Source organism: Vibrio mediterranei, assembly GCF_900088415.1.
In the GTDB taxonomy this organism is placed as follows: Bacteria; Pseudomonadota; Gammaproteobacteria; order Enterobacterales; family Vibrionaceae; genus Vibrio; species Vibrio mediterranei.
Map to the genome: position 1 here is coordinate 368,285 of NZ_FLLQ01000005.1, position 25,739 is coordinate 394,023.

Annotated in this window: 26 protein-coding genes; 8 read left to right on the top strand and 18 right to left on the bottom strand. The window is 44.3% G+C overall.

Annotated elements, in window-relative coordinates; translation table 11 throughout:
* Positions 1 to 71: 71 nt before the first annotated feature.
* Complete coding sequence (locus VME0621_RS16595; protein WP_062458715.1) at positions 72 to 473, bottom strand: hypothetical protein; 402 nt, start codon at positions 471 to 473, stop codon at positions 72 to 74.
* A gap of 266 nt (positions 474 to 739) precedes the next feature.
* On the opposite strand from VME0621_RS16595, the gene VME0621_RS16600 reads away from it, so the two are divergent.
* Positions 740 to 1,015, top strand: a complete 276-nt coding sequence (locus VME0621_RS16600) for a hypothetical protein (RefSeq protein ID WP_143696308.1) — start codon at positions 740 to 742, stop codon at positions 1,013 to 1,015.
* Positions 1,016 to 1,036: 21 nt separating this feature from the next.
* On the opposite strand, the gene VME0621_RS16605 is transcribed toward VME0621_RS16600, so the two are convergent.
* From VME0621_RS16605 to srlA (VME0621_RS16645), 9 genes are all read right to left on the bottom strand, one after another.
* A complete protein-coding gene (locus tag VME0621_RS16605) occupies positions 1,037 to 1,396 on the bottom strand; it encodes a PTS glucitol/sorbitol transporter subunit IIA (protein ID WP_062458721.1) in 360 nt (119 codons plus the stop codon).
* 9 nt (positions 1,397 to 1,405) lie between these two features.
* A complete protein-coding gene (gene srlE, locus VME0621_RS16610) occupies positions 1,406 to 2,383 on the bottom strand; it encodes a PTS glucitol/sorbitol transporter subunit IIB (RefSeq protein ID WP_038230741.1) in 978 nt (325 codons plus the stop codon).
* Positions 2,380 to 2,940 carry a PTS glucitol/sorbitol transporter subunit IIC gene (gene srlA / locus VME0621_RS16615; protein WP_306305461.1) on the bottom strand — a complete coding sequence of 187 codons (561 nt, stop codon included), beginning with the start codon at positions 2,938 to 2,940 and terminating at the stop codon, positions 2,380 to 2,382. The genes srlE (VME0621_RS16610) and srlA (VME0621_RS16615) overlap by 4 nt, the downstream gene beginning before the upstream one ends.
* Positions 2,941 to 3,151: 211 nt before the next feature.
* Positions 3,152 to 3,931 carry a glucitol operon DNA-binding transcriptional repressor SrlR gene (gene srlR / locus VME0621_RS16620; protein WP_038230883.1) on the bottom strand — a complete coding sequence of 260 codons (780 nt, stop codon included), beginning with the start codon at positions 3,929 to 3,931 and terminating at the stop codon, positions 3,152 to 3,154.
* Between the two features lie 100 nt (positions 3,932 to 4,031).
* Positions 4,032 to 4,385 (bottom strand): transcriptional regulator GutM, encoded by a 354-nt coding sequence (locus VME0621_RS16625; protein ID WP_006075326.1) that lies wholly within the window; start codon positions 4,383 to 4,385, stop codon positions 4,032 to 4,034.
* 100 nt (positions 4,386 to 4,485) lie between these two features.
* A complete protein-coding gene (gene srlD / locus VME0621_RS16630) occupies positions 4,486 to 5,265 on the bottom strand; it encodes a sorbitol-6-phosphate dehydrogenase (protein ID WP_062458724.1) in 780 nt (259 codons plus the stop codon).
* Positions 5,266 to 5,383: 118 nt separating this feature from the next.
* Positions 5,384 to 5,740 (bottom strand): PTS glucitol/sorbitol transporter subunit IIA, encoded by a 357-nt coding sequence (locus tag VME0621_RS16635; RefSeq protein WP_062458726.1) that lies wholly within the window; start codon positions 5,738 to 5,740, stop codon positions 5,384 to 5,386.
* Between the two features lie 31 nt (positions 5,741 to 5,771).
* Positions 5,772 to 6,749 carry a PTS glucitol/sorbitol transporter subunit IIB gene (gene srlE, locus VME0621_RS16640; RefSeq protein ID WP_062458728.1) on the bottom strand — a complete coding sequence of 326 codons (978 nt, stop codon included), beginning with the start codon at positions 6,747 to 6,749 and terminating at the stop codon, positions 5,772 to 5,774.
* 12 nt (positions 6,750 to 6,761) lie between these two features.
* Positions 6,762 to 7,313, bottom strand: a complete 552-nt coding sequence (gene srlA / locus VME0621_RS16645; protein ID WP_038230885.1) for a PTS glucitol/sorbitol transporter subunit IIC — start codon at positions 7,311 to 7,313, stop codon at positions 6,762 to 6,764.
* Positions 7,314 to 7,718: 405 nt separating this feature from the next.
* On the opposite strand from srlA (VME0621_RS16645), the gene VME0621_RS16650 reads away from it, so the two are divergent.
* Together VME0621_RS16650 and VME0621_RS16655 are read left to right on the top strand one after the other, a co-directional pair.
* Positions 7,719 to 8,690, top strand: a complete 972-nt coding sequence (locus tag VME0621_RS16650) for a KpsF/GutQ family sugar-phosphate isomerase (protein WP_062458731.1) — start codon at positions 7,719 to 7,721, stop codon at positions 8,688 to 8,690.
* A 19-nt stretch (positions 8,691 to 8,709) separates the two neighbouring features.
* The gene (locus VME0621_RS16655) at positions 8,710 to 9,603 is read left to right on the top strand and encodes a LysR substrate-binding domain-containing protein (protein WP_062458734.1); all 894 of its coding nucleotides are present in this window, start codon (positions 8,710 to 8,712) and stop codon (positions 9,601 to 9,603) included.
* A gap of 82 nt (positions 9,604 to 9,685) precedes the next feature.
* Here VME0621_RS16655 and VME0621_RS16660 read toward each other — a convergent pair whose 3' ends face one another.
* Genes VME0621_RS16660 through VME0621_RS16670 form a run of 3 tightly spaced genes read right to left on the bottom strand, consistent with a single transcriptional unit; the run spans position 9,686 to position 12,885 of the window.
* Positions 9,686 to 10,660: a TAXI family TRAP transporter solute-binding subunit gene (locus VME0621_RS16660; RefSeq protein WP_062458737.1), complete on the bottom strand. Its 975-nt coding sequence runs from the start codon at positions 10,658 to 10,660 to the stop codon at positions 9,686 to 9,688.
* A 48-nt stretch (positions 10,661 to 10,708) separates the two neighbouring features.
* Positions 10,709 to 11,551, bottom strand: coding sequence for a beta-keto acid cleavage family enzyme (locus VME0621_RS16665; RefSeq protein ID WP_062458739.1), 843 nt, complete (start codon positions 11,549 to 11,551; stop codon positions 10,709 to 10,711).
* Positions 11,548 to 12,885 (bottom strand): aspartate aminotransferase family protein, encoded by a 1,338-nt coding sequence (locus tag VME0621_RS16670; RefSeq protein WP_006070073.1) that lies wholly within the window; start codon positions 12,883 to 12,885, stop codon positions 11,548 to 11,550. The genes VME0621_RS16665 and VME0621_RS16670 overlap by 4 nt, the downstream gene beginning before the upstream one ends.
* A 251-nt stretch (positions 12,886 to 13,136) precedes the next feature.
* Between VME0621_RS16670 and VME0621_RS16675 the strand changes: the two genes are divergently transcribed.
* From VME0621_RS16675 to VME0621_RS26910, 3 genes are read left to right on the top strand one after another with little or no spacing between them, the layout of a single operon-like run.
* Positions 13,137 to 14,168: a response regulator gene (locus tag VME0621_RS16675; protein ID WP_006070074.1), complete on the top strand. Its 1,032-nt coding sequence runs from the start codon at positions 13,137 to 13,139 to the stop codon at positions 14,166 to 14,168.
* Between the two features lie 25 nt (positions 14,169 to 14,193).
* On the top strand, positions 14,194 to 15,648 hold the full coding sequence (locus VME0621_RS26905) for a hypothetical protein (protein ID WP_231892956.1): 1,455 nt from the start codon (positions 14,194 to 14,196) through the stop codon (positions 15,646 to 15,648).
* A gap of 29 nt (positions 15,649 to 15,677) precedes the next feature.
* Positions 15,678 to 17,810: a response regulator gene (locus VME0621_RS26910; RefSeq protein ID WP_231892957.1), complete on the top strand. Its 2,133-nt coding sequence runs from the start codon at positions 15,678 to 15,680 to the stop codon at positions 17,808 to 17,810.
* A 10-nt stretch (positions 17,811 to 17,820) separates the two neighbouring features.
* Here VME0621_RS26910 and VME0621_RS16685 read toward each other — a convergent pair whose 3' ends face one another.
* Positions 17,821 to 18,276: an Lrp/AsnC family transcriptional regulator gene (locus VME0621_RS16685; RefSeq protein ID WP_062458741.1), complete on the bottom strand. Its 456-nt coding sequence runs from the start codon at positions 18,274 to 18,276 to the stop codon at positions 17,821 to 17,823.
* 132 nt (positions 18,277 to 18,408) lie between these two features.
* Here VME0621_RS16685 and VME0621_RS16690 point away from each other — a divergent pair, with 132 nt between their 5' ends.
* Positions 18,409 to 20,220 (top strand): trans-sulfuration enzyme family protein, encoded by a 1,812-nt coding sequence (locus tag VME0621_RS16690; RefSeq protein WP_062458744.1) that lies wholly within the window; start codon positions 18,409 to 18,411, stop codon positions 20,218 to 20,220.
* Between the two features lie 62 nt (positions 20,221 to 20,282).
* Here VME0621_RS16690 and VME0621_RS16695 read toward each other — a convergent pair whose 3' ends face one another.
* The 3 genes from VME0621_RS16695 to VME0621_RS16705 form a co-directional block, all read right to left on the bottom strand.
* Positions 20,283 to 21,434: a M20 aminoacylase family protein gene (locus tag VME0621_RS16695; protein ID WP_006070078.1), complete on the bottom strand. Its 1,152-nt coding sequence runs from the start codon at positions 21,432 to 21,434 to the stop codon at positions 20,283 to 20,285.
* A gap of 65 nt (positions 21,435 to 21,499) precedes the next feature.
* Positions 21,500 to 22,477: a DMT family transporter gene (locus VME0621_RS16700; protein ID WP_062458747.1), complete on the bottom strand. Its 978-nt coding sequence runs from the start codon at positions 22,475 to 22,477 to the stop codon at positions 21,500 to 21,502.
* A gap of 75 nt (positions 22,478 to 22,552) precedes the next feature.
* Positions 22,553 to 23,719, bottom strand: coding sequence for a M24 family metallopeptidase (locus VME0621_RS16705; protein WP_006070080.1), 1,167 nt, complete (start codon positions 23,717 to 23,719; stop codon positions 22,553 to 22,555).
* 329 nt (positions 23,720 to 24,048) lie between these two features.
* Between VME0621_RS16705 and VME0621_RS16710 the strand changes: the two genes are divergently transcribed.
* Positions 24,049 to 24,726: a helix-turn-helix transcriptional regulator gene (locus VME0621_RS16710; protein WP_006070081.1), complete on the top strand. Its 678-nt coding sequence runs from the start codon at positions 24,049 to 24,051 to the stop codon at positions 24,724 to 24,726.
* 55 nt (positions 24,727 to 24,781) lie between these two features.
* Here VME0621_RS16710 and VME0621_RS16715 read toward each other — a convergent pair whose 3' ends face one another.
* Positions 24,782 to 25,738, bottom strand: coding sequence for a DMT family transporter (locus VME0621_RS16715; protein WP_062463902.1), 957 nt, complete (start codon positions 25,736 to 25,738; stop codon positions 24,782 to 24,784).
* Between the last annotated feature and the right edge of the window lies 1 nt (position 25,739).

A 25,739-nucleotide genomic window follows, 5' to 3' on the forward strand; every position in this document is an offset into this window, starting at 1 on the left:
CCTAACTCATCTCACTAAAAAGCAAAAACGGTGACCTTGATACGGTCACCGTTTAGTATTCTCGTTGGGACCTAGAATTTCCAGGACACACCCAAGTCAACACCCACACCAACATCAACGCCATCTTTAAATTTGACTTCTGGCGTAGCAAATAAGTCAACGTCAAGGTTTTTAACTGGCTCCCAACGGAGTCCCACAGGCGCATGCACGTCGACACGCTCACTATTCCAGTTATAACCCACACCCCCCTCCACGAACCAGCTGATATTGTGCTCTTGCGACAGTGGCTTCTGCAAAAACGCCATACCACCGTTTACGTAGTTATCGTTAACACCAATGATAATGTTATCAAACTGGAACGTAATACCACGTTTGGTATCAGCGCCTAGCTCGAAAGCCTGTGCAGTGGTCGCCGTTAGCGCCAAAATACCGGTTATTGCAACTAGAGCGTGTTTGATAAGTGTGTTTTTCAATGTTGTAACCTCAGTAAGGCCATCCTGAGCAATGTATTCCTTGAGTTTATGAATCTACTCAAAATCGAGTAATGTCGTTTGATGCAGGTATTCTATTCAAACGACTCATAGCGACTTACCATTTTGTGCCACGCGGTTCAGAAAGTGCGCGCTATCTATTCCTAGATCTATAAAACTCATTAATATCTCAACCCTAGCTCGGCTCATACATTTGCCAAACCACTTTCATTACACTGCCCATCTAATGAAGCAACGAGAGATAGCCAATGATAACGACCAACCACAACTCTAGCGGTTTGCCATCAAGGACTATGGGAATCACCAGCCTATCCGAGGACTGGATTGGAGAACAGATACGCCTCATTAGACAGGGAGTCGAACAGAAGCAAGGACAAAACAAAGAAAAGATAAACAAAGCGTGCCAAAGCTGGGAAGCCCTACTCGATCATGGCCTTACACCAGCAACTATTCATCACCTCGCTGACACCACTCCCGCCGATTTGATGTTTCTTAGGTACTATGCAATTACGCCAGAGAAGTAACGCGTCGTTCCAATTAACACACTAACCAAAAATCAACGACACACCCGATTCCAGCTGCGGTTTTTTCCTTCCAAGTACATGGACCGTACCTGCGAGGTCTGGAGTGAGGTTTCCGTCAAACTTAATAGTGATATGACCTAGGTTTTTCAGGTTGATATTTGCCGCACTACCTACAGAGGTCACCACATAGGGTTCATCATCAATCAATAAGGTGCTTTCAGTAGACAGTTCGCCAGAGTACTCCGCTTGATCATGAATAAAGCAGTAGTCAGCCACATCTTCTGGCGCAGAATCATTAAACAGTATCAACATATCATCTTGAAGCGCCTCTTGTGCAAACTCTCCGACGCTCACAATATTGGCTCGAAATTGATAACCCATCATCATCCCTTATTGATAAATAAACATTGAGACGAACCAAGCAAACAGGACTGTTGGAGCCCCCGTCAGGAAGCGAGAATAAAGCACCGAAGGCACGCCAATTTCTACCGTTTCTTGCTTAGCTTCTGCCAGTCCAAGTCCTACAGGTATAAAATCACACGCAGCTTGAGCGTTAATTGCAAACAGAGCTGGAAGCGCCAAATGAGGCGGAATATGTCCCGCACCAATTTGTACCCCAACTAACACACCAATGACTTGAGCGATCACTGCGCCAGGGCCTAAAAATGGTGAAAGTAACGGAAAAGAGCAGATCAATGCCAACGTCACCAGTCCTAAAGGATTCTGTGCCAACGGCGACAGCAGGTTGGCAATCACATCACCAATCCCCGATGCCATGATGACGCCAATCAGCATTGAAACAAATGCCATAAAGGGCAGAATAGTTTTAAGCACCGTGTCGATAGTGTCGCGGCCAGCTTGATAAAAAACCGACATGACCGAGCCCATGCCAACCCCGACCTTAGCGATCAGCCCATCCGACTGGGCGCTTAACTTCTGAGACGTATCGTATTGAGGAGGCGTCTCAGATTGGCTAACCGGCTCAGCGTGGCTATTGGATTCACCTTCAACCAATTCGATACACTGAGGAGTTACCGAAGAGGCATAGATATCTGCTTTGATGAATTGAGCAAGAGGACCACTTTGCCCTGTCGCGTGGATGTTTAATGTCGGGATGCCTTTTTTAGGATACAGCCCACATCGCAACGTTCCTCCGCAGTCGACAACCGCTAATGCAACATCCTCATCTTCAAGCACCTGTCTAAAACCGTCGACACTCTCCAATCCCGTTAGATTTTCTAAGGCAGTAACCAAATCAGGTTTGGTTCCTCCGGTCACGTAGAGAATTTTCTTTCCGGCAATAATAGGCACAAACAGTGGACCACCCCAGCCTCCATTTCCCGCAGAGACTTTTAACATCATGCTCATGAGCCCTCCTTAGAAATTTCGACCTTGTCAGATAGCGCCCTGCCTTGTTGTTTGCAGATGATGCTTGTCGTCAAATCAGTGATCCAACCTCGAAAAAAGTTAGTCACTAAACCAACAAACAAATAGCTGACAGCAAGCGGGGCCAACGGCAGATTAAGCTGAGTGATTCCGGCAGCAATACCTAGATAGATAAACAACTCCCCCGGATTGACGTGAGGGAACATGCCGTTCATGGAGTGACAACTGTAAGATGCAGCCGCGTAATAAGAGGGTTTGTACTTTTCAGGAAGAAAACGTCCAAGACTTAGTGTCATTGGATTACAAAAAATGAAAGTCCCAATAAAAGGTAAAACCAAATAACGAGATACTGGATTGCCTGCACACTTTGTCGCTAACCTTTCAATTCGATGTTGACCAATAAAACGAATAAGTGCATTCATGGCGACAAGCAGACAGACCAATAACGGCAAGATGCCAGTAACCATATCAGAAAGAACCTCGCCCCCTTTTTCGAATAGTCCAATAAACCATTCTGCGCCTAGAATCATGTAGTCCAAAGTTATCCTCCTTACACTTTGAACCATATTGTTCCTCTTATCATTATCAAAATGAAAGAGATATACTTTCGCAACGTGAAGGGAGTCACCAATTAACTTTTTATGTGAAAAAATATATCACTTAATGTAAAAGTAAATGCGTAAACAAGGAAGAGTTTTGCGACGGAGATACTGTAGGCAAGATTCCTACAGTATCACTGGGGGAAGTACATTAGACGAGATAAACTTTGATATTGTTTGATTCTAGCTCTGCTAGATGTTCTGGAGAAATATTACTATCGGTAATAACGGCATCGATGTCTTTCAAAGGCACAACAACATTAGGGCTACGACGACCAAATTTGTTGCTATCTAAAACGACAATCACTTCGTTGGCCGCCTCGTACATTGCTTGGCTCACTTGATAAGCTTCATTGTATGTGGTCGTTCCACTGTTAAGATCAAAACCATCAGCACCGATAAATAGCTTGTCAAAAGTGAACTGACTAAAAGCTTGTTCAGCCAATTTGCCATGAAATGAAGCAGAGATACGACGATAGGTACCGCCTGGAATAATCACGGTATGCTCGCGCTCTAATTGTGCCATCGCGTTTACAATGTGCATGCTATTGGTCATTAGAGTGAGCGCTAGTTTATCTTCCAAATGAGGAACCATTTGTAATGTAGTACTACCGCAGTCGAGTATTATAGAATCACCATCACGTATAAGCTCACACGCTTTCTTTGCAATGGCGGATTTGAGGTCGAGATTCAAGGTTTGCTTCTCATCCATTGACCGATCCTCGATTGAGGCTTGACCAATCTTACTTGCACCACAAGCTTCTGCGCTCCCATAGCGTCTTACAACCAACCCTTCCTCTTCCAATGTCCGCAAATCCGTACGAATGGTCGCTCCTGATGTTTCAAAAATGTTTGCCAAATCATTTACCGAGGTCTTACCCTCGTGTTTCAGATAGTTCACCAACTTCTGACGTCTATTTTCAATGTTCATATGCACCATCACTAATTTTTTTTAAACTATACACAATTTCCCTTTCACTGTGAAAGGAAGAAACCTAAGTTTATATTTCTTGGTACATTCTGCGACCTAGTTAACCTTCGTAGGCAACAGAGATGGCTTCTTGCGTCCCTTTCGCTAGTTCATTCATTACCGCAGCGGATAATGGGTAACTTAGCCCAACAATTTTGTCCAAAGTCTTAGGTCTAGCAAAAACAGAGATTCCATTTAGGACTTTGGCATCCACTATGGTTTGTTGGTCATTCTCAGCAACCACAATGAGCGTTCTCGCCTTCCAACGACTTTTAGTTCTGCCGATCTTTACATGCCCTTTCTGTGACATAGATTGAACCATTCGATTGAAAGAGCGGATTTGAAAAAATCCCAAAGCAATTTGACCAATCCAAGCCACAATGGCCACTAGAATTAATGTAGTTGTTGAGTCCACAAAACACCTCTCTAACTGTTTAAATAAGGGCAGATATTCTGCCCTTGAAATCGCTACCTAACGTAGCATCAGGAGCACAAGACATCACCTAGTAGGGGAACTAGAACATCACCTGTCCGCCAGTGATATTAATCGATTGTCCTGTACAGTACGCGGCTTGTTCACTCGCGTAAAACTTCAGTACGTTCAATACATCTTGATAGTCGCAGCCTGCTTTTAGCGGCACTTTATCAATATAAATTTGCTCAACTTCCTCTTCACTGACACCCAGTTTTTTCGCATATTGAGGCTTCAGTGATTGGAACATAGGGCTCTGTAGCAAGTTACCTAGCATTAATGAATGCACGGTAATTTTGTGCTCAGCCAAATCAAGAGCTAAAGATTGCGTCAAGCCAACGCCACCAAATTTAGCCGCCGAATAACCACTGTTGTGTTTCGACCCAACTTTGCCTGATTTAGAGTTAATTTGAATAATGCGTCCACCACGATTTTCACGAATCATTATTTTTGACGCTTCACGTGCACACAGGAAGTAACCTGTTAGGTTAACGCTTAATGAGCGTTGCCATGCATCCATAGGAAAGGTGTCAATTTTGGCGGCGGTAGCAGTGCCTGCACTGTAAACCATCAAATCGATTCTACCAAACACCTCGTCCACACTTTTGGTCATATTGATAACCGACATCTCATCGGTCGCATCAGCGGCAATACCAAACGCCATGCCTTCGCCATAAGTTTGATTAATCTTGTCAGCAATCTGCTGAGCATTATCACCGTTTAAGTCTGCTACGGCTACGCGGTAGCCATCTGCTGCCAAGCCTTCACATAAAAAGGCACCCAATGTTTGTCCGCCACCGACTACTAACGCTGTTTTACACATAAATACTCCGACATTCTTACAAATTTAATTCTTTAAAAAGGGCCTCTACATTCCACTTTGGGAGAGTGTTTCAAAGCATCTGCAGAGGCCAAAATACCGATTGGAATCTAGTTAAACCTTATGAGAAAGAGATGGTTTCTCCGATGTTGCAGTGAGGAACAGATCCGCTCACATGCAAACACCCTGGATATTCCGCTTCGTTCAAGCTATCGAACCGAATCGTGATGTGACCGAGTTCTGAAAGGTTCTTATTCACCACCTCACCAACCGCAGTGATAGGGTATTCATTCAAACCTAGCCGTAACGTTCCGCCCACATTAATATTGCCTTTCAAGCTATCGTGAGAGTGAATAAAGCAGTACTCAGCGGCATCTGCCGGTGCCATTTCACCGAATAGAATCATCATGTTGTCTGCCAACGCTTCTTCTGCGAGTTCACCGACATGCTTGATGGTTGATTGGTATAATTTGGTCATTTTTAGATTCCTTTGGGAGTTACTGTTTTACTTATTGATAGATGAACATTGATACAAACCAAGCGACTAATACGGTTGGAGCACCAGTTAAGAATCGCGAGTAAAGTACTGATGGAACGCCAATTTCGACAGTTCGCGGTTTTGCTTCTGCTAAGCCAAGACCAACAGGGATAAAGTCACACGCCGCTTGTGCGTTAATCGCAAATAATGCTGGTAACGCTAAGTGCGGAGGGATATTGCCTGCACCGATTTGTACTCCGACAAGCACACCGATAACCTGTGCGATTACTGCACCAGGGCCTAAGAACGGTGATAGCAGCGGGAAAGAACAGATCAGAGCTAGAGTAACGAGACCAAATGGACTTTGTGCTAATGGTGTCAGCGCTGACGCGATCAAATCACCGAAGCCTGAAGCCATGATTACGCCGATAAGCATGGATACAAACGCCATGAATGGCAGAATGGTTTTCAATACAGTATCAATCGTGTCACGGCCAGCTTGGAAAAACGTCGACATGACCGAGCCCATACCAATACCGATACGTGCCAACAGGCTATCGCTTTGTTCAGTCAGTTTTTTGTCCGTCGAAAAACGAGCTGACTCGTTTGCTGCTGGCTCCGGAGTTAGGGTCACTGTTGGCTGCGCATCAGAAAGCTGAATATTCTCCGGTTTCACACCAGAGACGTAGATATCTTCTTTGATGTATTGCGCTAGAGGACCACTTTGCCCTGTCGAGTGAATGTTTACTGTTGGAATACGTTTCTTCGGATATAAACCACAACGTAACGTCCCACCACAGTCAATAATCGCGACAGCAACCTCTTCATCTGGTACTGAAGTTTTGAAACCATCTACTGCTTCATAACCCGTCAGTTCGGCAATACGGTCAACGATATCTGGTCGAGTACCACCAGTGATGTAGACAATTTTCTTGCCTGCTTCGATTGGCAAACATAGAGGACCACCCCAGCCGCCATTACCTTTATTAATAATTAGTGAGTTTGACATGACACAGGCCTCTTATGATTGGAAGTGAACAGTACGTTCTAGTTGAACACCTTGCTGACGCTCTACCATTGCAGTAGTAAAGTCAGTCACCCAACCTCTAAAGAAGTTAGTTACCATGCCGACTAGTAGATAGCTCACAGCTAGAGGACCTAGTGGTAGACCCAGCTGAGTAATACCGTTAGCGATACCAAGGTAAACAAACAATTCACCAGGGTTAATGTGAGGGAACAGGCCATTCATGGAGTGGCAACTGTACGAAGAAGCCGCGTAGTAAGAAGGTTTGTATCTCTCAGGAAGAAAACGACCCAAGCTCAACGTCATTGGGTTACAGAAAATGAAGGTACCGACAACAGGCAGAACCAGATAACGCGATACAGGGTTGCCAGCACTACGCTGTGCCAGTTTTTCTACTTTGTCTTGTCCAACGAGACGTATCAATGCGTTCATGGCGACAAGTAATGAAATTAAGAGAGGAAGTATGCCTGTTACCATTCCGGTAAAGACCTCTCCGCCTTGTTGGAATAGCCCGATAAACCATTCCGCTGAGTGAATTATAAAGTCCATGTTGACCTCTTTTGTTTCAAGGATAAGTGCTGATTGCCTTTTTACTTTTTCATTATTATTTTCATTTTGAAAGTTAATATTTTTCATTTATTGATTCAAATCACAAAATAAATGAAAGCAAAAATAAAAACAATGAAAGAAACAAAAGAGATGGAATTGAGTGCGAGAGAGAATATACCTTTAAAAATCAGATATATACAAACATCCCCATTGAATCAGATTTCAATAACAGCCAATCGTTCTGCATTCCTTTCCATGAAATGAAAATCTTAACTTTCAACTAGACACCAAAATTGAGAGAGATCCCAATAATGAAAATAATGAAAATTACAACTTGCTCTTTACCAGAGGTGTGAAACACTAGGCAGCAATATCTATATCGTTCAGCTCGTAGGACACATCGCCATGCAAGTCGTCAAGACAGAAGTCATCGAATACGCCACACAAGTCATTAATGCCGAGATAGCAGAAGCTCAGAAGCTATTGGGACGATTGGAGGACAATTTTGCGCAAGCGGTGTCGCACATCGTTAACTGTCAAAGCAAGATAATTGTGTCTGGAATAGGCAAGTCTGGGCACATTGGCAAGAAGATGGCCGCAACACTGGCTTCAACGGGTTCACCTGCCTTTTTCGTTCATCCGGCGGAAGCACTTCACGGAGACCTAGGGATGATCACTAAAGGAGACTTAGTGATCTTGATTTCAAACTCAGGCGAATCTGCCGAATTTAAGACTATGCTACCGATATTAAAAGAGCGCGGGATTTCTATCATCGGTATGACTGGCAACACGTCATCTCATTTGGCGCAGAACAGTGATTGTGTGGTCAACATCGCCATAGACAGCGAAGCATGTCCACTCGGACTCGCTCCAACATCCAGCGCAGTCAACACATTAATCATGGGTGATGCTTTAGCGATTACTGCAATGAAAATTCGCAAATTCGACAGTATTGATTTTGCACAGTCTCACCCTGCTGGTGCTCTCGGAGCGAAACTACTTACGACAGTCGGCAACGTAATCTCCGAGTTTGAACATAATGCCATTTGCCAACCAGAACAAAGCTTAGCAGAAGCGATCAGCGTACTATGTGAGAGTGGTAAAGGGCTTATCGCCATTTGTCGTCAAACGATGCTTGTAGGTGTCTTCACGGACGGAGATTTAAGGCGAGCGCTCGCCAATGGCGCCGTTCTAGAAGACAAAATTGAACAGCATATGACCACCAATGGCAAACAAACAAGTGCGCGAGTAAAAGCGTACGATGCGTTGAACTTAATGCTTGATAATGCCATTTCAGCACTACCTGTTGTCAATGAACGCGATGAGTGTGTTGGCGTAATTAGCATCTCGGATATTCACCGTCGAGGTATCAAGTAGAAGAGTTCGGGAAAACACTATGAGTAGCAGCTCAGGCTTACCTTCTATCAAAGCGCTCAAAACCTTCGTTGCAGTGGCGCACAACCTCAGTTTTTCAAAGGCTGCACAGGAGCTGTGTGTGACTCAAGGAGCCGTCAGTAAACAAGTCGCGGCACTAGAGCAGCAACTTGGTCAAGCACTGTTTGAGCGACACATTGATGGGATTCGACTTACATCTATTGGTGAGCAATATTTGCCTAGTATTATCGAAGCCTTGGAAAGTGTTCAATCCGCAACGGCAAGGCTCAAACAGTCTGAAAACAACGAGGCGGTATTAAACCTTGATGTCACGCCATCTTTTGCCAGCTTATGGTTGATCAACGCGTTGCAAGACTTTCGGTCGCAAAACTCCAGTATACGAATCAACCTAAAAACAGGTGATGGTCCCATTAAAGGCTTGAACGCGCGAAGTGACGTCATAATCCGCTGTTTACCAATCGCTACCCATTACGAAAATGCCACTCTGCTACACAAAGAGACGCTGCGCTTAGTCGGCTCAACAGATCTTATCGAGCGTCATCCTATTTGTAGCCACCAAGATTTGGAAGTTCACCAATTTATCCCCCATATTACTCGACCACAACTATGGGAGAAGTTTCGAAATCAATTTTGCCCTGATACACCGATGAATTTTTATGGCGTCGGATTCGAGCATTTCTTTATGTCTTTGGAGGCTGTAAAGGCAAACTGTGGGCTCGCTCTGCTTCCTGATTTTATGGTCGACCCTTTAATTGGAGCAAAACAGTTAAGTAACCCTCTCGCTCTTAGTTTAGTGAGTCAGTACGGTTACTATGCCATCACCCCAAATCATCGTCGCGACAACAAGCTGGTCTATCTGTTCAACCAATGGCTAGAAGATCAGTTTCGTGGCTAGTCACAGTGATCCCACGACCATTAATAAAAAAGCCCAGCATTACATCGCTGGGCTTTGAAGAGCGTTGCATTAAAAGAGTTTGTTAGTCCATCAAACCCGCTTCTTTGTAGTACTTCACGGCACCTGGATGCAATGGTGCTGACAAACCATCTTTGATCATTTCTTCTTTCTTCAGGTTAGCGAAAGCAGGGTGAAGACGTTTGAAATCATCAAAGTTTTCAAATACAGACTTAACGATGGCATAAACCACATCATCAGGCACAGCAGTAGACGTAACGAATGTTGCACCCACACCAAACGTCATCACATCGTCTGGATTACCGTTATACATACCACCCGGAACAGTCGCTTTACGGTAGAAGCTATTGTCTTCAACCAACTTATCTACCACTGGTCCAGTTACCGATACAATGCGGCTATCACAAGACGTTGTCGCTTCCTTAATCGCACCACTTGGGTGGCCTACGGTGTAGATCATTGCGTCGATTTTGTTGTCACACAATGCTTTAGACTGCTCAGATGCTTTTAGCTCTGAAGTCAGTTTGAATACATCTTTGTCCCAACCGTAACCTTGCATCAAGACTTCCATAGTCCCGCGCTGACCGGAACCAGGGTTACCTATATTGACTCGCTTACCTTTAAGATCTTCGAAGCTTTCAACACCAGAATCCGCACGCGCCACCACAGTGAATGGTTCAGCGTGAACAGAGAATACCGCTCTAAGATCTTTATATGGACCAGCTTCCGCAAACTTACTGGTGCCATTGTATGCATGATATTGCCAGTCTGACTGGGCTATACCTAAATCCAATTCGCCAGCTCGAATGGTATTGATGTTGTATATCGAACCGCCGGTACTTTCTACCGAACAACGCACACCGAATTCAGCTCGGTTTTTATTTACAAGACGACAAATAGCACCACCTGTTGGATAGTAAACCCCTGTTACGCCACCGGTTCCGATAGTTACAAATCGGTCTTCTGCCTGTGCGAGAGTTGCTCCTCCCATGGCAATACATGCAGCAGACACGGTCAACATGGTTTTTAATTTGGTCATAGTTATTCCTTTCCTGTCGTAGGGTTCAGAAACCAGTAAACTCCTTAATTACTGGCGAATGGCAAGACTGTTTCTAAATTCAGTAGCGCTCAGTAACTCTATATTAAGCGCCGCTGACGTCTTACAAAGCTGGTTCACTAAAGATGCATTGTTTGTAGCAATAGCACCTTGATTGTCATAATGATTATTTTCAAACCCAACTCTAACGTCAGCCCCCATAAGCATAGCAGCCGTTAAACAATTGTGTTCAAATTGACCAAACGCACAGACCGCCCAACGGTGACACAGTTCAAATAATCGACAACTAAGAAATGGCACAAGATCTTGAGGTGTTGCTACTTGTCCTTGCTTATAGCGTCCGAGAACAAGTAATAGGTGATGGTCGTGATCAGGCAAGACCTTTTGATCAATCAGTCGAAAATAACGATCAAGATCGTCAGCACTGTAAAGAATGTATTGAGCAATAATGCCTTGCTGTGCAACCCAATGAAAAAACTCGGCCGACTCGCTCAAGTGTTCATCATTTGGAATCAACTCACTTAACGCAAATGACGCCGCTTCTGGTTTGACGGCTTTGATCAATTGCTTTTGTTGCTCAGGTTGATATTGGCCCACCGCTTCTGTTGTTAATTGCACCATAATGCTGTCTCCAACAGCATCTTTTAGTTCGTTATACAGCGGGAGGTTGTCTGCAACGTCTAACGAGTGCAGCCCTTTTTCATTGCGAGCATGCAGATGTACCATTGCGGCACCTGCACTTCGGCAAGCAATAACATCTTGGATAATCTCTCCACGAGTGACGGGCAGTGCAGGATGATCTTTCTGCGTTTTTCTTGCGCCATTAGGCGCAACGATAATAGCCGACTGCGATGGCATTGTTAGGTTACTCATAAGCGGGCCCACTTTTCTTCTGCTAAAAGTAGCGTTTTTTTCAGCTTGGTCACCAGTTCATCCATTTCGATCTCACTAATAATAAACGGAGGCGCAAGTAAAATATGGTGACCGTGTGTACCGTCGATCGTCCCAGCCATTGGGTAACACATTAAACCATTCTCCATCGCCAACGATTTAATCCATTTGTGCGCTTGAGTTTGGATAGCAAGCGGGGATTTTGAATGTTTGTCAGAAACCAATTCAATGCCGATAAACAATCCTCTACCTCGAATATCACCAATCATATCGAGATTCCCCAACGCTTCGAAAAGCTTTTGCTTAAGCATTTCCCCTTTAGAAACCACCTGAGCTAGTAAGTCATCTTCTATGATGATTTCCACAGTCGCGAGTGCCGCCGCACACGCCATTGGGTGTCCCATAAAGGTATGACCATGCTGAAAAAACCCGGAACCATTGGCTATTTCCTGATAGATTTTTTCGTGAACAAGTACAGCGCCAATGGGCTGATATCCAGCTCCCAGACCTTTCGCCATGGTCACAATATCGGGTACTACTTCGTCTTGCTCAAATGCGAAGAAAGACCCCGTTCGGCCGACTCCACACATCACTTCATCTAAAATCAGCAATACATCATATTGGTCACAAATCTCTCTTATACGCTGCAGATAGCCCTGAGTCGCAGGTACTGCCCCCGCAGTTGCCCCTACGACGGGTTCGGCGATAAATGCCATCACATTTTCCGCCCCAAGTTCGAGTATCTTCGCTTCAAGTTCATTGGCAATACGCTGACTGTATTGGTCTTCAGTTTCTGACGCCAATTGGTCACGATAGGCATAACAAGGCGCAATATGGTGAGCAGAGGAAAGCAGAGGACGAAACGGTTCTCGTCGCCACTCATTGCCTCCAACAGAGAGCGCCCCTAATGTATTGCCATGGTAACTTTGTCGCCTTGCGATAAATTGAGTTTTGGACACCATACCGCGCTCTACGTAATACTGGCGTGCCATTTTAAGCGCTGACTCCACCGCTTCTGAACCACCACTAACAAAGTACACATGCTGCAAAGATTCTGGGGCTAACGACACGATTCGCTGCGCTAATTTCTCACTGCTTTCACTGGTAAAGAACCCTGTATGAGCATATGGAATAGTCTCTAATTGAGCTTGAATCGCCGCCTTTACTCGCTGATGGTTGTGACCAAGGTTGGAGACCGCCGCCCCTCCGCATCCATCTAAATAATATCGACCTTCTGAATCAATCAAATACACGCCTTCGCCAAAGCTCACTTTTGGCAAAGTATCTGAACAATGTCGGTGAAATACACTACCCACGCAGCCGCCCTCAGTTAACCACTTATCCTTTATTGGTTAATTTTTGTTCTAACATGGCATTTTTACAAACGAATAATCATCAACCTCTATGAGAAAATGGAATGGCTGCGTCATGAAGCTTCCCCTAATCGTTAAAGCAAATCTTGGTGCGATATTATTCTCATAGTGAGCTAATTGTTTGTAACACATACGAAACCTTGTCTATTCTTAAAAGCCTTATCTCTGCATTTTCGGTACAAGGACTCGTACTTATGCATACAGACAACCAAGAAAAACCTGTGGTGCTTGTCGTTGATGACATTCCCGATAATATCCATGCCATTGCTGGCTCTTTGAATGAACATTACAAAGTGAAAGCGGCGACAAGCGGCGCGAAAGCTATACAAATCGCCCTCTCCACACCTAAACCTCATATGATATTGCTCGATATCATGATGCCCGAAATGGACGGTTATGAGGTTTGCGAGACACTAAAAGCCAATCCACTAACCGCTGATATTCCTATTATTTTTGTCACCGCGAAAAGTGAAGTGGTCGACGAGCAGAAAGGCTTTGAGTTGGGCGCGGTGGACTATATTACCAAACCCATTAGTCCACCCATTGTGTTAGCTCGAGTGAAGACACATATTGCGCTGTACGATCAAAATCTCGAACTTGCTATCAAAGTACGTGAAAGAACGGCTCAGCTTGAACAAAGCCGTTTGGAAGTCATCCAACGCTTGGGACGAGCAGCAGAGTACAAAGATAACGAGACTGGTATGCACGTAGTGCGGATGAGCCACTACTCACGCATTCTCGCCTCACAACTAAACGTTAGTAAGCGCTGGGTTGAGCTGGTATTTCAAGCCGCACCAATGCACGACATCGGCAAAATTGGTATTCCAGATAACGTGTTAAGAAAGCCAGGTAAACTCGATGCCGACGAATGGGCCGTCATGCAGAAGCATGTCGAAATTGGCGGTGACATTATTGGTGACAGCGATTCGCTGCTATTACAAATGGCGCAAGAAATTGCGTTAAACCATCATGAAAAATGGGACGGCAGTGGCTACCCCAACCAATTGAAAGGAGAGCAAATCCCGCTTAGTGCAAGAATCGTCGCAATAGCCGATGTGTTTGACGCACTGACCAGTGTGCGTCCCTATAAAAAGGCTTGGTCCATTGAGGAAACGCTCGCATTACTAGAGCGCGATGCAGGAACTCACTTCGATCCAAGTTTAGTACCAATTTTCATCAGCAAATTGGATGATATTCTCGCCATTCGAGATGCTTTTAAAGACTAGAACTACATTGGTTTAAAGGATTTCCATGAATTTTCCTATCGGACAAAATCTCGACTCAAAACGCATTCTTATTGGCTTTTTCATCGCAGTGACATTATTGGTGATAGCCGGGTCAATAGGTTGGTCAAAACTCAATCTTCGTTTTGAAACTGTCGACAATTACGCTCAAAGCGCTCAACTTCGTGCCGCCATAGATAGCATTAAGCTGCATGAGCGCAATTACGCACTATCGCCCACCCATCCGCAGGCTGAACAAACCTTTGAACATATTGATATGGCCTACCTGCTTGCCGATTCCCAGCTTTCCGAGCAGGTCAATCAAGAAGTAAAGGCGCTACTTCAAGATTACAAGGCGACTTTTACCGAATACGTAGAACTTAACGACCAAGAAAGAACCACCCGCGTTGCTCTTACCTCAAATTCGGACACGTCTATTTATGATGTAGAAGAGATGCAGGTCGATCTTAAAGTCTCGATAGAAAAACAGGTCGCGTTAGTCGAAAGCATGCGTCAACACATTGATGCTAGTGCTCAAATCGCTATTGAAAGCCATCATTTAGCAAGTCGTATTTCTACAATTCGAAGTCATGAAAAGTCTTTTATCCTCGAACCGAATAATGAAGATTACAAACAACTGCAATTTGGCCTCAATGAAGTGCGTAACCAAATTAGAGCTCTGCAACCAAAGATGGTTACGCAGGCTGCTAAGGACAAACTGACACTGGTTGATAACGCTCGAAATCGGTATTTAACTGCGGTAATTCAGCTCAGAAACCTCAAACTAGTTACCGCTCCAATGCAGCAGCACATCGCCGCCCAGATCGATTCGGCGGGGGAAGAGTTTACACGAGCGAGTGTAGTGCTGAGAACGAGCTTACAAAAAGAGTTAGCCGCCTATCAACAAGAACTAAACGACATACAACAACAAACCAACGTCAAACTCTCCACTACCGCTCAATTGCTGACATTACGTTCCCTATTTAGCGATACCACTCAGTACGAACGCGACTTCTCCTTGGTACAAACACTCAACGAACAGCAAGATATTGCCGAGCAAATTGAAGGAACTATCAAAGAGAGCCAACAACGATTGGCAGATTTGATACCGCATATTTCAGATGCGACCCAACAACAAACGCTTGGGAAAATTAAGGGGCAGTTGACGCAATATCTCGCTTTATTCGAACAGTTATTTACGCAGAAACAAGCTATCGCCCAACAATCATCGGCGCTTGATAATGCCTATCTGAAAGCCTTCAAAGTTATTGAACCTGATTTTGAACACCAGCAAAACATTGTAGAGAACTCATCTCAAATCTCTTTCTATCTTGCCATCGGCGGCATCATTTTCATGAGCACCATAGTTTTTATTGTTTTGCTCGCCAACAAATCCCACGCTGCGCTTGAAAAGTCTGCCGATAAGCTCGCTATTGCCAGAGATGAAGCAGACTACGCAAACCAAGCTAAATCGGATTTTTAGCGAACATGAGCCATGAGATCAGAACCCCAATGAACGCCATCATAGGCATGAGTTACCTCGCTTTAAAAACAGATTTAACTAAGGCACAACGCAACTATATTCAAAAAGTAAAGCTGTCGGCTGATACCTTACTAGGACTTATCAACGACATTCTCGATTTCTCAAAAATCGAAGCGGGTAAACTCGACATTGAGCACGTAGATTTTAGACTCGAAAACGTCTTGGACAATATTTCTAATTTGGTTGGGCTTAAGGCGTCGGAGCAGGGTTTAGAGCTGCTTATTCATACTTCAAAAGACGTACCAACAGCACTTTACGGTGACCCATTAAGATTGGGGCAAATCTTGACCAATCTTGCCAATAACGCTGTGAAGTTTACCGAACAAGGCGAAGTCAAAATCACTATCACCGCAGACAACTTAGAGAATGACGATGTCACGTTAAGATTTGCGGTCTCTGACACTGGCATTGGAATGACACCAGAACAAACTCAAAAGCTCTTCAATAAGTTCACCCAGGCCGACAGTTCCACCACACGCAAGTATGGGGGAACCGGATTAGGCTTAGCCATCAGTAAGGAGCTTTGTTTGTTGATGGGCGGAGACATTGAGGTTAGGAGTCAATTTGGCGAAGGCTCAACCTTTGAGTTCACAATTAACATGAAGCGCAGCCAAGTGCTAGAAACCAAACCGATTGTCGTGCCAACATCATTGAACCACCTCAACATCCTGATTGTGGATGACAACGCCAGTGCGCGCCTTATCGTTGAAGATATTCTGCAATCACTCAACTTTAATGTTCGAAGCGCTAATGGAGTTGATAGCGCAATCGACGCACTCAATCACGCTGCACAATCAGATTCGGCATTTGATGTGGTTATTACGGATTGGCAGATGCCCGGTAAAGATGGCGTTGAACTCATTCATGCTATCCAGCAATCTGAATCCCTCAATCCTAAAATCTTGATGCTCACAGCCTATGATCGCCAGCTTCTGGCTGACTCAGTTCAAGAGCGTGGCCTTATCGTACCAAGTATTCTCGATAAGCCAGTAACTGCCTCTCACTTGTTCGATGCGATAGTTGGCTTATATGATATAGAAAACCACCATACCAGCCGTGACGAGCTTGAGCAGCAAACCCATTTGGCTAATGTCCAACACCTAGCAGGAGCTCATCTATTACTCGTTGAAGACAACGAAATTAACCAAGAATTAGCGGTAGAACTTTTGGAAAGCCAAAACATCCAAGTCACCGTAGCTCAAAATGGGCAAGTCGCGATCGACTTGTATAAACAAATGACGTTCGATGGCATTCTTATGGACTGCCAAATGCCTGTACTCGATGGCTACAGCGCAACAGAGATAATAAGAAACACACTCAATGACCGAGCTATCCCTATCATTGCCATGACCGCCGACGTGATGGAGCGTGATAGAGAACGCGCCTACCAGTCAGGGATGAACGACATCATAGCTAAACCAATCGATGTAGGCATCATGTTCAGCACCCTTGCTCGATGGATCACCTCGCCTCACCGCGAAATTGGGTCAGAAATAAGCATTTCCAGCTCCGACTCTAATGTTAATACTCAACCAGTGAAACTTCATGACATTAACACCATCACCTTGTCCCAAGGTCTTGCTCGTGCGAATAACAACCACCAGCTATATCGCCGACTGTTGCAACGCTTTTATGAGCACTACTCTGATTTATCTCAAGTTAGAGAACAACTCGCTAATGCAGCGTCCTCCGATTTAAAACGCTACATCCATAGCTTAAAAGGCGTCTCAGGAAATATAGGTGCGAACGAGTTATTTGAGCTCTGTAGTGCATTAGAATCTGATATCAACAATGAACAACTTCAAAAGAAGCTACTCAATGCTCTGTATCAAACCACTGAGGCAATAAGAGAGAGTGGCATTTTACTCTCTCATATAGCGGCTAACGATAACCCTGAGCACACAGCGAGCTTTGACCCAACGCTCTATGAAAGATTACAGAACGCTATTGAACAGAACGATACCGATGCACTTGAGATAGTGCAAAACATAGAGCAAAGCCAATTACTGGGGCTTACCCAAAATCAACTAAAGCAACTTAATGGCGCTCTACAAGAATTCGATTTTGATAAAGCTTTAGCACTCATTAAATCTAAACACTAATTGGACTTACTTATCTCACTGGCAGCTTCGTCTTTACTTTTACTTGACCAAAGGCGAAGCTCGATTCGATGGAGGCGATATTTGGCAGGCGAGTTAATTGCTTGCGGATAAACTGCTCGTAGCTTTTTAGCGACTCACTGACTACATGCAACAAGTAGTCGTGGTTGCCCGTCATCAAAAAGCACTCCAACACTTCATCAATCATTTCAATGTGATGTTCAAAGTCTCGCATGTTCTCTTCTGTCGGCTTTTCGAGTTTCACCAATACAAAGACATTAATAGGCAGCCCGCACGCTTCTTGGTCAACACTGGCATGATAACCTCGAATGACTCCTTGCTTCTCCAAGGACCGAACTCGGCGCAAACAGGGGGACGGCGACAGAGCAACCCGATCTGCCAACTCTTGATTAGTTAGCCGAGCGTTGCTTTGCAACTCAGCCAGTATTCTTTTGTCGATCTCATCCATTAGCATTTTCCATCAATTTATAACCAATATGCGCAATATAATTGCTCAAAGTTGGTGAGTTACTTCTTAAATCGCAATCTTTAACATTTTTATAACACTAAAATTATAAGAGGTACAATAAAGGATGGAACTATGAATACCTCAACTCAACTTAGCCCGCTGCGTAAAACAACCAAACACGAACAAGCAGAAGCTCTTGCCATTGAGCAAGCAAAACACTTTGGCATCGACCCAAATAGTGAATACGGCACCACGCTGGTTGAACTAGCGACCACACTATACAAAGCCAACACGAAAACACACGACCTATGGGCATTGACCGTTGATGGACTTTCAGAGCTCGACAAAAGTGACCGAATCGCCTGGTTTAACGCCAAGCGATTTTTGTCATTTCAGATCGCGAAGATCCTCGACAACCTGCAAAACCCCATGCGCACTACTTACCAATCCATTGCCACCAATAATGGTCATTTTGCCTCTAAGGGTGCCTACCCTATCTTCGACAATGTTGCCGCTATATTCTCAGCCAGTCCTGTGATTACGCGTACCGCAACATATTTGTTTGCGTGTACCGAATGGATTGAAGATGCATTTAACGGTAAAGAGCCGCTTCACGATATTTACTCTCGACTGCTCAACCCAACATCAATCTCACTGGCTAACCACATGGTTGACCTAGAGGCAGGCTCAAGAGCTAATGAGTACCTTGCATGGAACTTTAACTCTGGCATGGCGGCAATTGATGGGTTGTTGAGCCACTTACTTGGGCATGAAGATATTGTGCTGGCATCACGCAACATCTACGGTGGGTCTTATCAGCTATTAGAAGATTGGTTTGGAAAACCCTCAAACTTGAATGTAGCGGTCGAATGGGTCGATGGTTACTCCGGAGATGAGTTTGCGGCTCGTCTTGATGAGGTTGCCGATAAATACGCCGACCGCCTTGCCGCTGGTAAGAAAATATACGTTTATCTAGAATCACCTTGTAATCCACATGGATACGTCTTAGATGTTGCTAGCATCAGTAAAGCGGCTCACCTTCGTGGTTGGGACATTATCGTTGACTCAACGGTTGGTACCCCACTCCTGCACCCAGTACTAAAACGCGATGACGTGATGGAACGACCTGATTTCGTAGTTCATTCCTACACCAAAGAGCTAGCTGGTTCAGGGACCACAACCGCTGGGGTCGTCATCGGCCGTAACGAAGCCATGTTTGTACCAAAAGGAGAAGAAGTCACCTTCACCAAACCTAACGGCGATGAGGTCATCATTCCATGGAACGAAACGCTCTTTTGGAATGTGTATTACATTAAAGGTGCATTCTTAGACGCCGACAAAGCATTTGAAGTACTCAATGGTATGAAAACTTACGAAATGCGTGTGGTGCAGAAAACCATCAATACTCTCACCTTGGCGAAGATCTTCGATGCTCACCCAGACATCAACGTGTCATGCCCGGCTCTGCCTGACAGTGATAACTACGAACACTGCCAGAACAACATGCACTTGGGCTTGCCTGCGGCTCTGTTTACCATCGATATGGAAGGCAATGGCAATCGTGCACCAATCAATCGTGCTGGGTTCAAACAGTTCTTTGACATGCTTGAGCCAGCTATCGGTATGCAGGTAAGTCTGGGACAAACCAACACCGTTGCGCTTTGCCCTGCCTTAACGACCCACTCCGAACTTAGCGACGAAGCGCTAAATGAAGCTGGTATCAAGCCAACCACAATGCGGATCTCCATCGGTTTGGAAGATCCTCGAATGTTTGTCGCTCATATTATCGAGGCAGCCAAATTGTCCATCGATCGTAAACATGTCGACTTCTCATCCAGCTTCCCTTGCGCTGACAGTATCGATGAGATCTACATGCAAACTTATATGGATGTGCACCAGAGGTTTGCTAAGAGTTTGCCGAGGTTTAGTCAGCTGTCCGCTTAGTTATCTGTTGACCGTCGATATATAAGAAAAGAGGAGCTAATGCTCCTCTTTTTTGTATTCGATTACTTAGCTAATTGCTGTTCCACTAACGTTTGCCAATAACGCATACCTGTTCCCAAGATATCGTCATTAAAATCATAAAGTGGATTGTGAAGTGCGGTTCCACCACATTCACCGACGCCATTACCAACTAAGATATAGCAACCTTTTACCTCGCGTAGCATGAAGGAGAAGTCCTCACTAATGGTAAATGGCTCACAATTGCCAATAACATTGTCTTTTCCTACAACAGTTTCTGCAGCTTTAATCGCATGTTCTGTTTCCTCTGCAGTATTAATCGTTGAAAGAAAACTATTGTTAAAGTGATATTGGTAATCAACGCCAGCAGACATACATTGACCTGCCACGACACGCTCAATCCCTTTCTCGATTTTGTGCAGAGCTTCATCTGTAAAACTTCGCGTATCACCAGTGATCGTCACTTGCGATGGAATAACATTCACCGTGCCATTTGTCTCAAAGTTTGTAACTGAAATGACCGCAGTTTCGTTGATAGCGCTTAAATTACGAGAAACAATAGTCTGCAACGCTGTAACAACCTGTGCGCCAACCACAATAGGATCGGTTCCCATGTGGGGTAATGCTGCATGACCACCAGTAGCGTTGATAACAATTTCAAAACTACTTTCGCTAGCCATAACTGAACTTGGACGAGTTACAAACTTACCTGCTGGGATACCAGGCAAATTATGCATTGCATATATCGCGTCTATGTTCCAACGAGTAAATAGGCCATCGGCAATCATAGCTTTTGCACCAGTGCCTCGTTCTTCATCCGGTTGGAAGATGAAATACACGACACCATCGAAGTTCTTACTTTGAGCCAATTCACATGCAGCTCCAAGTAGCATCGCAGTATGACCATCATGTCCGCATGCGTGCATGGCACCTTCGTGTTTAGATGCGTGACAAAACGTGTTTTCTTCTTTAATTCTTAAAGCGTCCATATCTGCTCTAAGACCAATACTGCGATCACTAGTACCTTGACGAAGAATGCCTACGACCCCAGTTCCACCGATTCCACGGTGAACTTCAAGTCCAAACTCTTCCAATTTGTTAGCAACAAACTCAGACGTTTTAAACTCTTCAGTACCAAACTCAGGGTATTGGTGAAGGTGTCTACGCCATTCAATTGCAGATGTTTCTGTGGTCATATCTTTCTCCAGAAAAGAAGCTATCTCCCAAGATAGCTTCCCATATTATTATTTTTTGATTCAGTTTAAGCTTCTTGAGCTTTCAAATTTTCTTCTGATTTTGGCTCTTCTTTAGTCTCATATTTGGTAAAGACATAAAGTGCGACAACAATTAGAGAGACGATAATGGTCTTGCCCATTGCCATTTGTTCACCCAGCGTCAGTACCGCAACAAGGTAACCAACAAGTGGCATTAGGTTTAGAGCCATTGTTGATTTTTCAACGCCAATACGTTTGAAAGAGTAAAGTTGAATGAGGTAACTACCACCTGAAATGCCAGTACCCAAGAAAATCAGCAGTGCAATCAGTAATGGACTAGAGGAGATAATGTAAATTTGAGATAGATCTAGACCCATTGCGAATACGACGAAGATACCCATCACTGCTACAGAAATGTATTGGTAAAGCATTGAAACAACAGAACCGTACTTGTCTGCTAAGCTAGCACGAAGGTGTGCAGTCCAAGCAAGTGCTAGCATCGAGCAGGTCACATATACATAACCTAGTAACGGAGTACCACCTTCAATCGTGTTTGTTGGGCCAACACTCATCGCATAAATACATATGGCCGATGCAATGAACGCACCCCACTGGATTTTATTCATGCGGAAGTTCATAAACATCATGCCAAAGAAGACCGTTGCAAAAGGTTGCATTCCCTGAATAACACCGTTCTCTGTGGCACCGATATGAGCAAGTGAAAGGAAATTAAAGAGTGAGAAAACCCCTTGCCCTACAATGCCACATAGTGCGATTCGACCAATATCTTTCTTGTCGATTTTAAGTGATGACCCCAAATCAACGCTTAAACTTTTACTGCGAGACGTGAAAAAGAAAATAATAGATAGCCCAATCACCGCCGTCACATAACGGAAGAATACCAGTGTCATTGGATCTACCGCCATAGAGAGGGGTTTAGAGACCACACCAGTCACGCCCCAAATACATGCTACTGCTATCGCGGCAACCCACCCTAAAAATGTATCTTTATTTGTTGTGTTCATTTTGAGTCCTTTATGTTTCATATTGTCGCCAACGTCACGAATTTCGTGCGTTGGCTTATCGTTATAAATAATTGATTAATCGATAATGATCAGTTCAGGTTCAGCTCGCTCTGATAGCCATTCTGCACCATCTTCAGTAATGACGATGTTTTCTTCGTGAACCATAGATTTGCCCGGTGCGTAAACCATGCCTGGCTCTAGCGTCATCACCATACCTGGCTTCAAAATGGTGTTATCCGTCGCCGTATTTGATGGACGCTCAGTCAGCTCCATGCCTAAGCCATGACCCAGACGACCTACGTCATTACCTAGTGCACCGTTTGCTTCTAGTACTTTCCACATCGCGTTATAGATATCAGTCGTTGTCGCGCCTGGCTTCGCTGCTTCAAAACCTTTTGTCGTCGCTTCATAAGTCGCTCGGTATGCCGCTTTTGTCTGCTCACTCGCATGTCCGAACGCCCAGTTACGGTCAAAGTCAGAGAAGTAACCATCGCGAACGGCACCGGTATCAATGATCAACACATCGCCCGGCTCAATAATGCGGTCTGTTGGGCCCATAATGATGCTGTCGTAACCGTCCGGCCCTGAGCCTGCAATAATGTACGGGCACTCATCGGCACCTTCTAACAGCATGTCAATACGGAACTGTTTGCAAATCTCACGCTCCGTCATCCCTGCTTTTGCATATTCCGGCACCTTTTTGAAACCAACATTGGTGATGCGGCAGATTTCTCGTGTTTTTTCGATCTCTGCTTGAGACTTTATTTGACGAAGCTCATGCATCTCTAAAGACACATCAACAAAGTCTTTCTTAACCATGGTGGTCAGTTGTAGGTAGTTATTCACCGGCATACGTAAGTGGGATTCAATACCCAATGTCGCACCAACTCGGCCATGACGACACGGCAAGGAGTTCAAGGCACTCGCTACCAGACTAATGCCGTCATCTTCTGGTCGAGGCGATGGCCAAGTAATGATGTTGTCAATCCAAGTACCTGCCATACCACTGGCACCGATTTCTGGAATAATCGCGATTGGTTTGCCTTCCGCTGGCACGATTACAAACCATGGGCGAGTTGGGCTGTGCCAGAACTGAGTATGAAAACCAGTAAAGTAACGAACATTTGGCTCGGTGGTAAAAATCATTGCATCCAGCTTCTTGTCATGCATGACTTTTTGAGCACGCTGGGTACGGTGTTCAAATTCAGATTGGTCAAACCCACGATTCAGAAAATTGTTCATTGGAGCCTCTTTGCTTGTTCTTATTAGACTTAGCTGTGGAGCAATTAAGTCTTATAGTTAATATTTGTGAACGGTATGAGGGCAGTTTACTGATATTTGAGTTAAATAATGTGACCCGGATCCTACAGTTAACTATTGTTCACTATTGAGACTGAAAATCCCTTTTAACTTTGATTTTCATCAAGTTTAGTTTCCTTTAGTGAACTAAAAGGTTAAGAGACATTCGAAATAAGATGAGATTGGTTACATTTAGTTAATGCGTGGGTTGATTTCCAGCCAACATCAAGGGACAATGAATCTCAAGTTAAAGTTAACAGTAGTGGTCTATAATGAATGCATCAGCTTATAAGTCATTTAACGTCAAGTTCACTGAAATTGATCGACAATATCTTGAGTCCAATTTTCGACTAGCGGAAACCATTGCAGACTTTATCGGTCCGCACTGTGAAGTGGTCATTCACTCGTTTGAGAGCTTTGAAAAGTCCGTAGTGAAGATCGTCAACGGACATCACACCGGTCGTGAAGTGGGGTCACCAATCACAGATATGGGATTGCGAATGCTAAGCGCATTCGAAAGGACAGGGGAAGTAACTCCTAAAAGCTACTTTACTAACAGTAAAGACGGCTCACTATTAAAATCAACAACATGTGTGCTTGCAGGAGAAAATGGCAAACCCATTGGGCTGTTCTGTATTAATATGAACTTATCACACCCTTTCCCTGAAATTATCAAAACTTTAATGCCAGATGCTTCATTACCTCATGTTGGTGTACATGAAAACTTTAGCTCTTCGGCTACTGATGTTATTGAGCAAGCCCTTGAACATGCGATTGAAGAAGTGCAGAACGACGCTTCGATCAATCTAAAAAGCAAGAATAAGGCGATCACTAAGGTCCTATTTGATAATGGTATTTTCGAACTAAAAGAGGCTACTGGGTTAGCTTCTGAACGTTTGGGTATTACACGCCATGCAATCTATAAGTACATTCGAGAGTTCAAAGCCTAACGGGCGTTTACCCCGGATCCTAAAATTAAGCCTCACAATAAGTGAGGCTTAATTTTCAATTGTTGACGCTTAAAGCCACTTGATGCTTCTTGGACGAAGGCCTAACAAAAATAACCATACCGCCAACAATTAGTCCCATTGCAACCACTCTAAGTATTGTCAGCTCTTCATTAAAAACAAAAGTTCCAATTAAGAAGGCAGATACTGGAATTAAGTTTAAAGCCATACTGCTCCCATCAACTCCAACCCTCTCAATACCATAGATGTATACCAGATAGCCTAAACCGGATACACAAGTTCCTAATATCATTACGCAGAGCAGTTTATAAGAAGGGGTAAGTAATAACTGGATACCGCTAAAATTTACTCCGTCGAAGAGTAGGTAAAAGAAGAACCCCAGAGCAGCAAAACCGAATTGGTAAAACATTGTCTGAGCCCCACCGTACTTCTGAGCCAATTGTGCCCGTAGGTGAGTCACCGAAGCAAAACTCACCACGCTCAACAAGCAAATGAAATGACCAATATTCAATCCTTGTTGCGAACTTGAAGGTGAGAAGACCAATAACGTCACCCCAACAAGAGCAATAAACGCAGCCCCCATCTGAGTCAAGGTAAACCGCTCGCTATAGAACAGCGTACCCATCAATAGAATGGCAATAGGGACTAGCCCTTGAATAACTCCATTTTCAGAAATAGTAATGTAATCAAGGGAAAGAAAAGAGAAAAAGCTAAATAATCCTTGGCCAACGACACCACATAAAAATAGTTTCAAAACATCTCTACGATTCTGCCAACTAAACCGAAAAACTTGCCTTGATTTTGTTGGCGACTGTCCAAAGAAAAGAGACACTGCCAAGACGATGAATAATACAGCAAAAGCAATCACGTAGCGTAGCCATACCAGGACCTTCGCATCAATGACGCTGAGAGGCAAGGTTGCTAAAGAGCCCTCGGTACCCCACAACAACGCAACTGAAATCGCTGCAATCCATCCCTTAGCAGTGTTTGTCATG

Coding starts and splice junctions, on each gene's coding strand:
- VME0621_RS26910 (WP_231892957.1), top strand. CDS start 15,678: ATGAACGCCATCATAGGCATGAGTTACCTCGCTTTAAAAACAGATTTA.
- VME0621_RS16605 (WP_062458721.1), bottom strand. CDS start 1,396: ATGGGTTATCAATTTCGAGCCAATATTGTGAGCGTCGGAGAGTTTGCA.
- VME0621_RS16660 (WP_062458737.1), bottom strand. CDS start 10,660: ATGACCAAATTAAAAACCATGTTGACCGTGTCTGCTGCATGTATTGCC.
- VME0621_RS16710 (WP_006070081.1), top strand. CDS start 24,049: ATGAATGCATCAGCTTATAAGTCATTTAACGTCAAGTTCACTGAAATT.
- VME0621_RS16690 (WP_062458744.1), top strand. CDS start 18,409: ATGAATACCTCAACTCAACTTAGCCCGCTGCGTAAAACAACCAAACAC.
- VME0621_RS16705 (WP_006070080.1), bottom strand. CDS start 23,719: ATGAACAATTTTCTGAATCGTGGGTTTGACCAATCTGAATTTGAACAC.
- VME0621_RS16650 (WP_062458731.1), top strand. CDS start 7,719: ATGCAAGTCGTCAAGACAGAAGTCATCGAATACGCCACACAAGTCATT.
- VME0621_RS16695 (WP_006070078.1), bottom strand. CDS start 21,434: ATGACCACAGAAACATCTGCAATTGAATGGCGTAGACACCTTCACCAA.
- VME0621_RS26905 (WP_231892956.1), top strand. CDS start 14,194: ATGAATTTTCCTATCGGACAAAATCTCGACTCAAAACGCATTCTTATT.
- srlD (WP_062458724.1), bottom strand. CDS start 5,265: ATGTGTAAAACAGCGTTAGTAGTCGGTGGCGGACAAACATTGGGTGCC.
- srlE (WP_062458728.1), bottom strand. CDS start 6,749: ATGTCAAACTCACTAATTATTAATAAAGGTAATGGCGGCTGGGGTGGT.
- VME0621_RS16600 (WP_143696308.1), top strand. CDS start 740: ATGATAACGACCAACCACAACTCTAGCGGTTTGCCATCAAGGACTATG.
- VME0621_RS16675 (WP_006070074.1), top strand. CDS start 13,137: ATGCATACAGACAACCAAGAAAAACCTGTGGTGCTTGTCGTTGATGAC.
- srlR (WP_038230883.1), bottom strand. CDS start 3,931: ATGAACATTGAAAATAGACGTCAGAAGTTGGTGAACTATCTGAAACAC.
- VME0621_RS16655 (WP_062458734.1), top strand. CDS start 8,710: ATGAGTAGCAGCTCAGGCTTACCTTCTATCAAAGCGCTCAAAACCTTC.
- srlE (WP_038230741.1), bottom strand. CDS start 2,383: ATGAGCATGATGTTAAAAGTCTCTGCGGGAAATGGAGGCTGGGGTGGT.
- VME0621_RS16635 (WP_062458726.1), bottom strand. CDS start 5,740: ATGACCAAATTATACCAATCAACCATCAAGCATGTCGGTGAACTCGCA.
- VME0621_RS16700 (WP_062458747.1), bottom strand. CDS start 22,477: ATGAACACAACAAATAAAGATACATTTTTAGGGTGGGTTGCCGCGATA.
- VME0621_RS16665 (WP_062458739.1), bottom strand. CDS start 11,551: ATGAGTAACCTAACAATGCCATCGCAGTCGGCTATTATCGTTGCGCCT.
- VME0621_RS16685 (WP_062458741.1), bottom strand. CDS start 18,276: ATGGATGAGATCGACAAAAGAATACTGGCTGAGTTGCAAAGCAACGCT.
- srlA (WP_038230885.1), bottom strand. CDS start 7,313: ATGGACTTTATAATTCACTCAGCGGAATGGTTTATCGGGCTATTCCAA.
- VME0621_RS16715 (WP_062463902.1), bottom strand. CDS start 25,738: ATGACAAACACTGCTAAGGGATGGATTGCAGCGATTTCAGTTGCGTTG.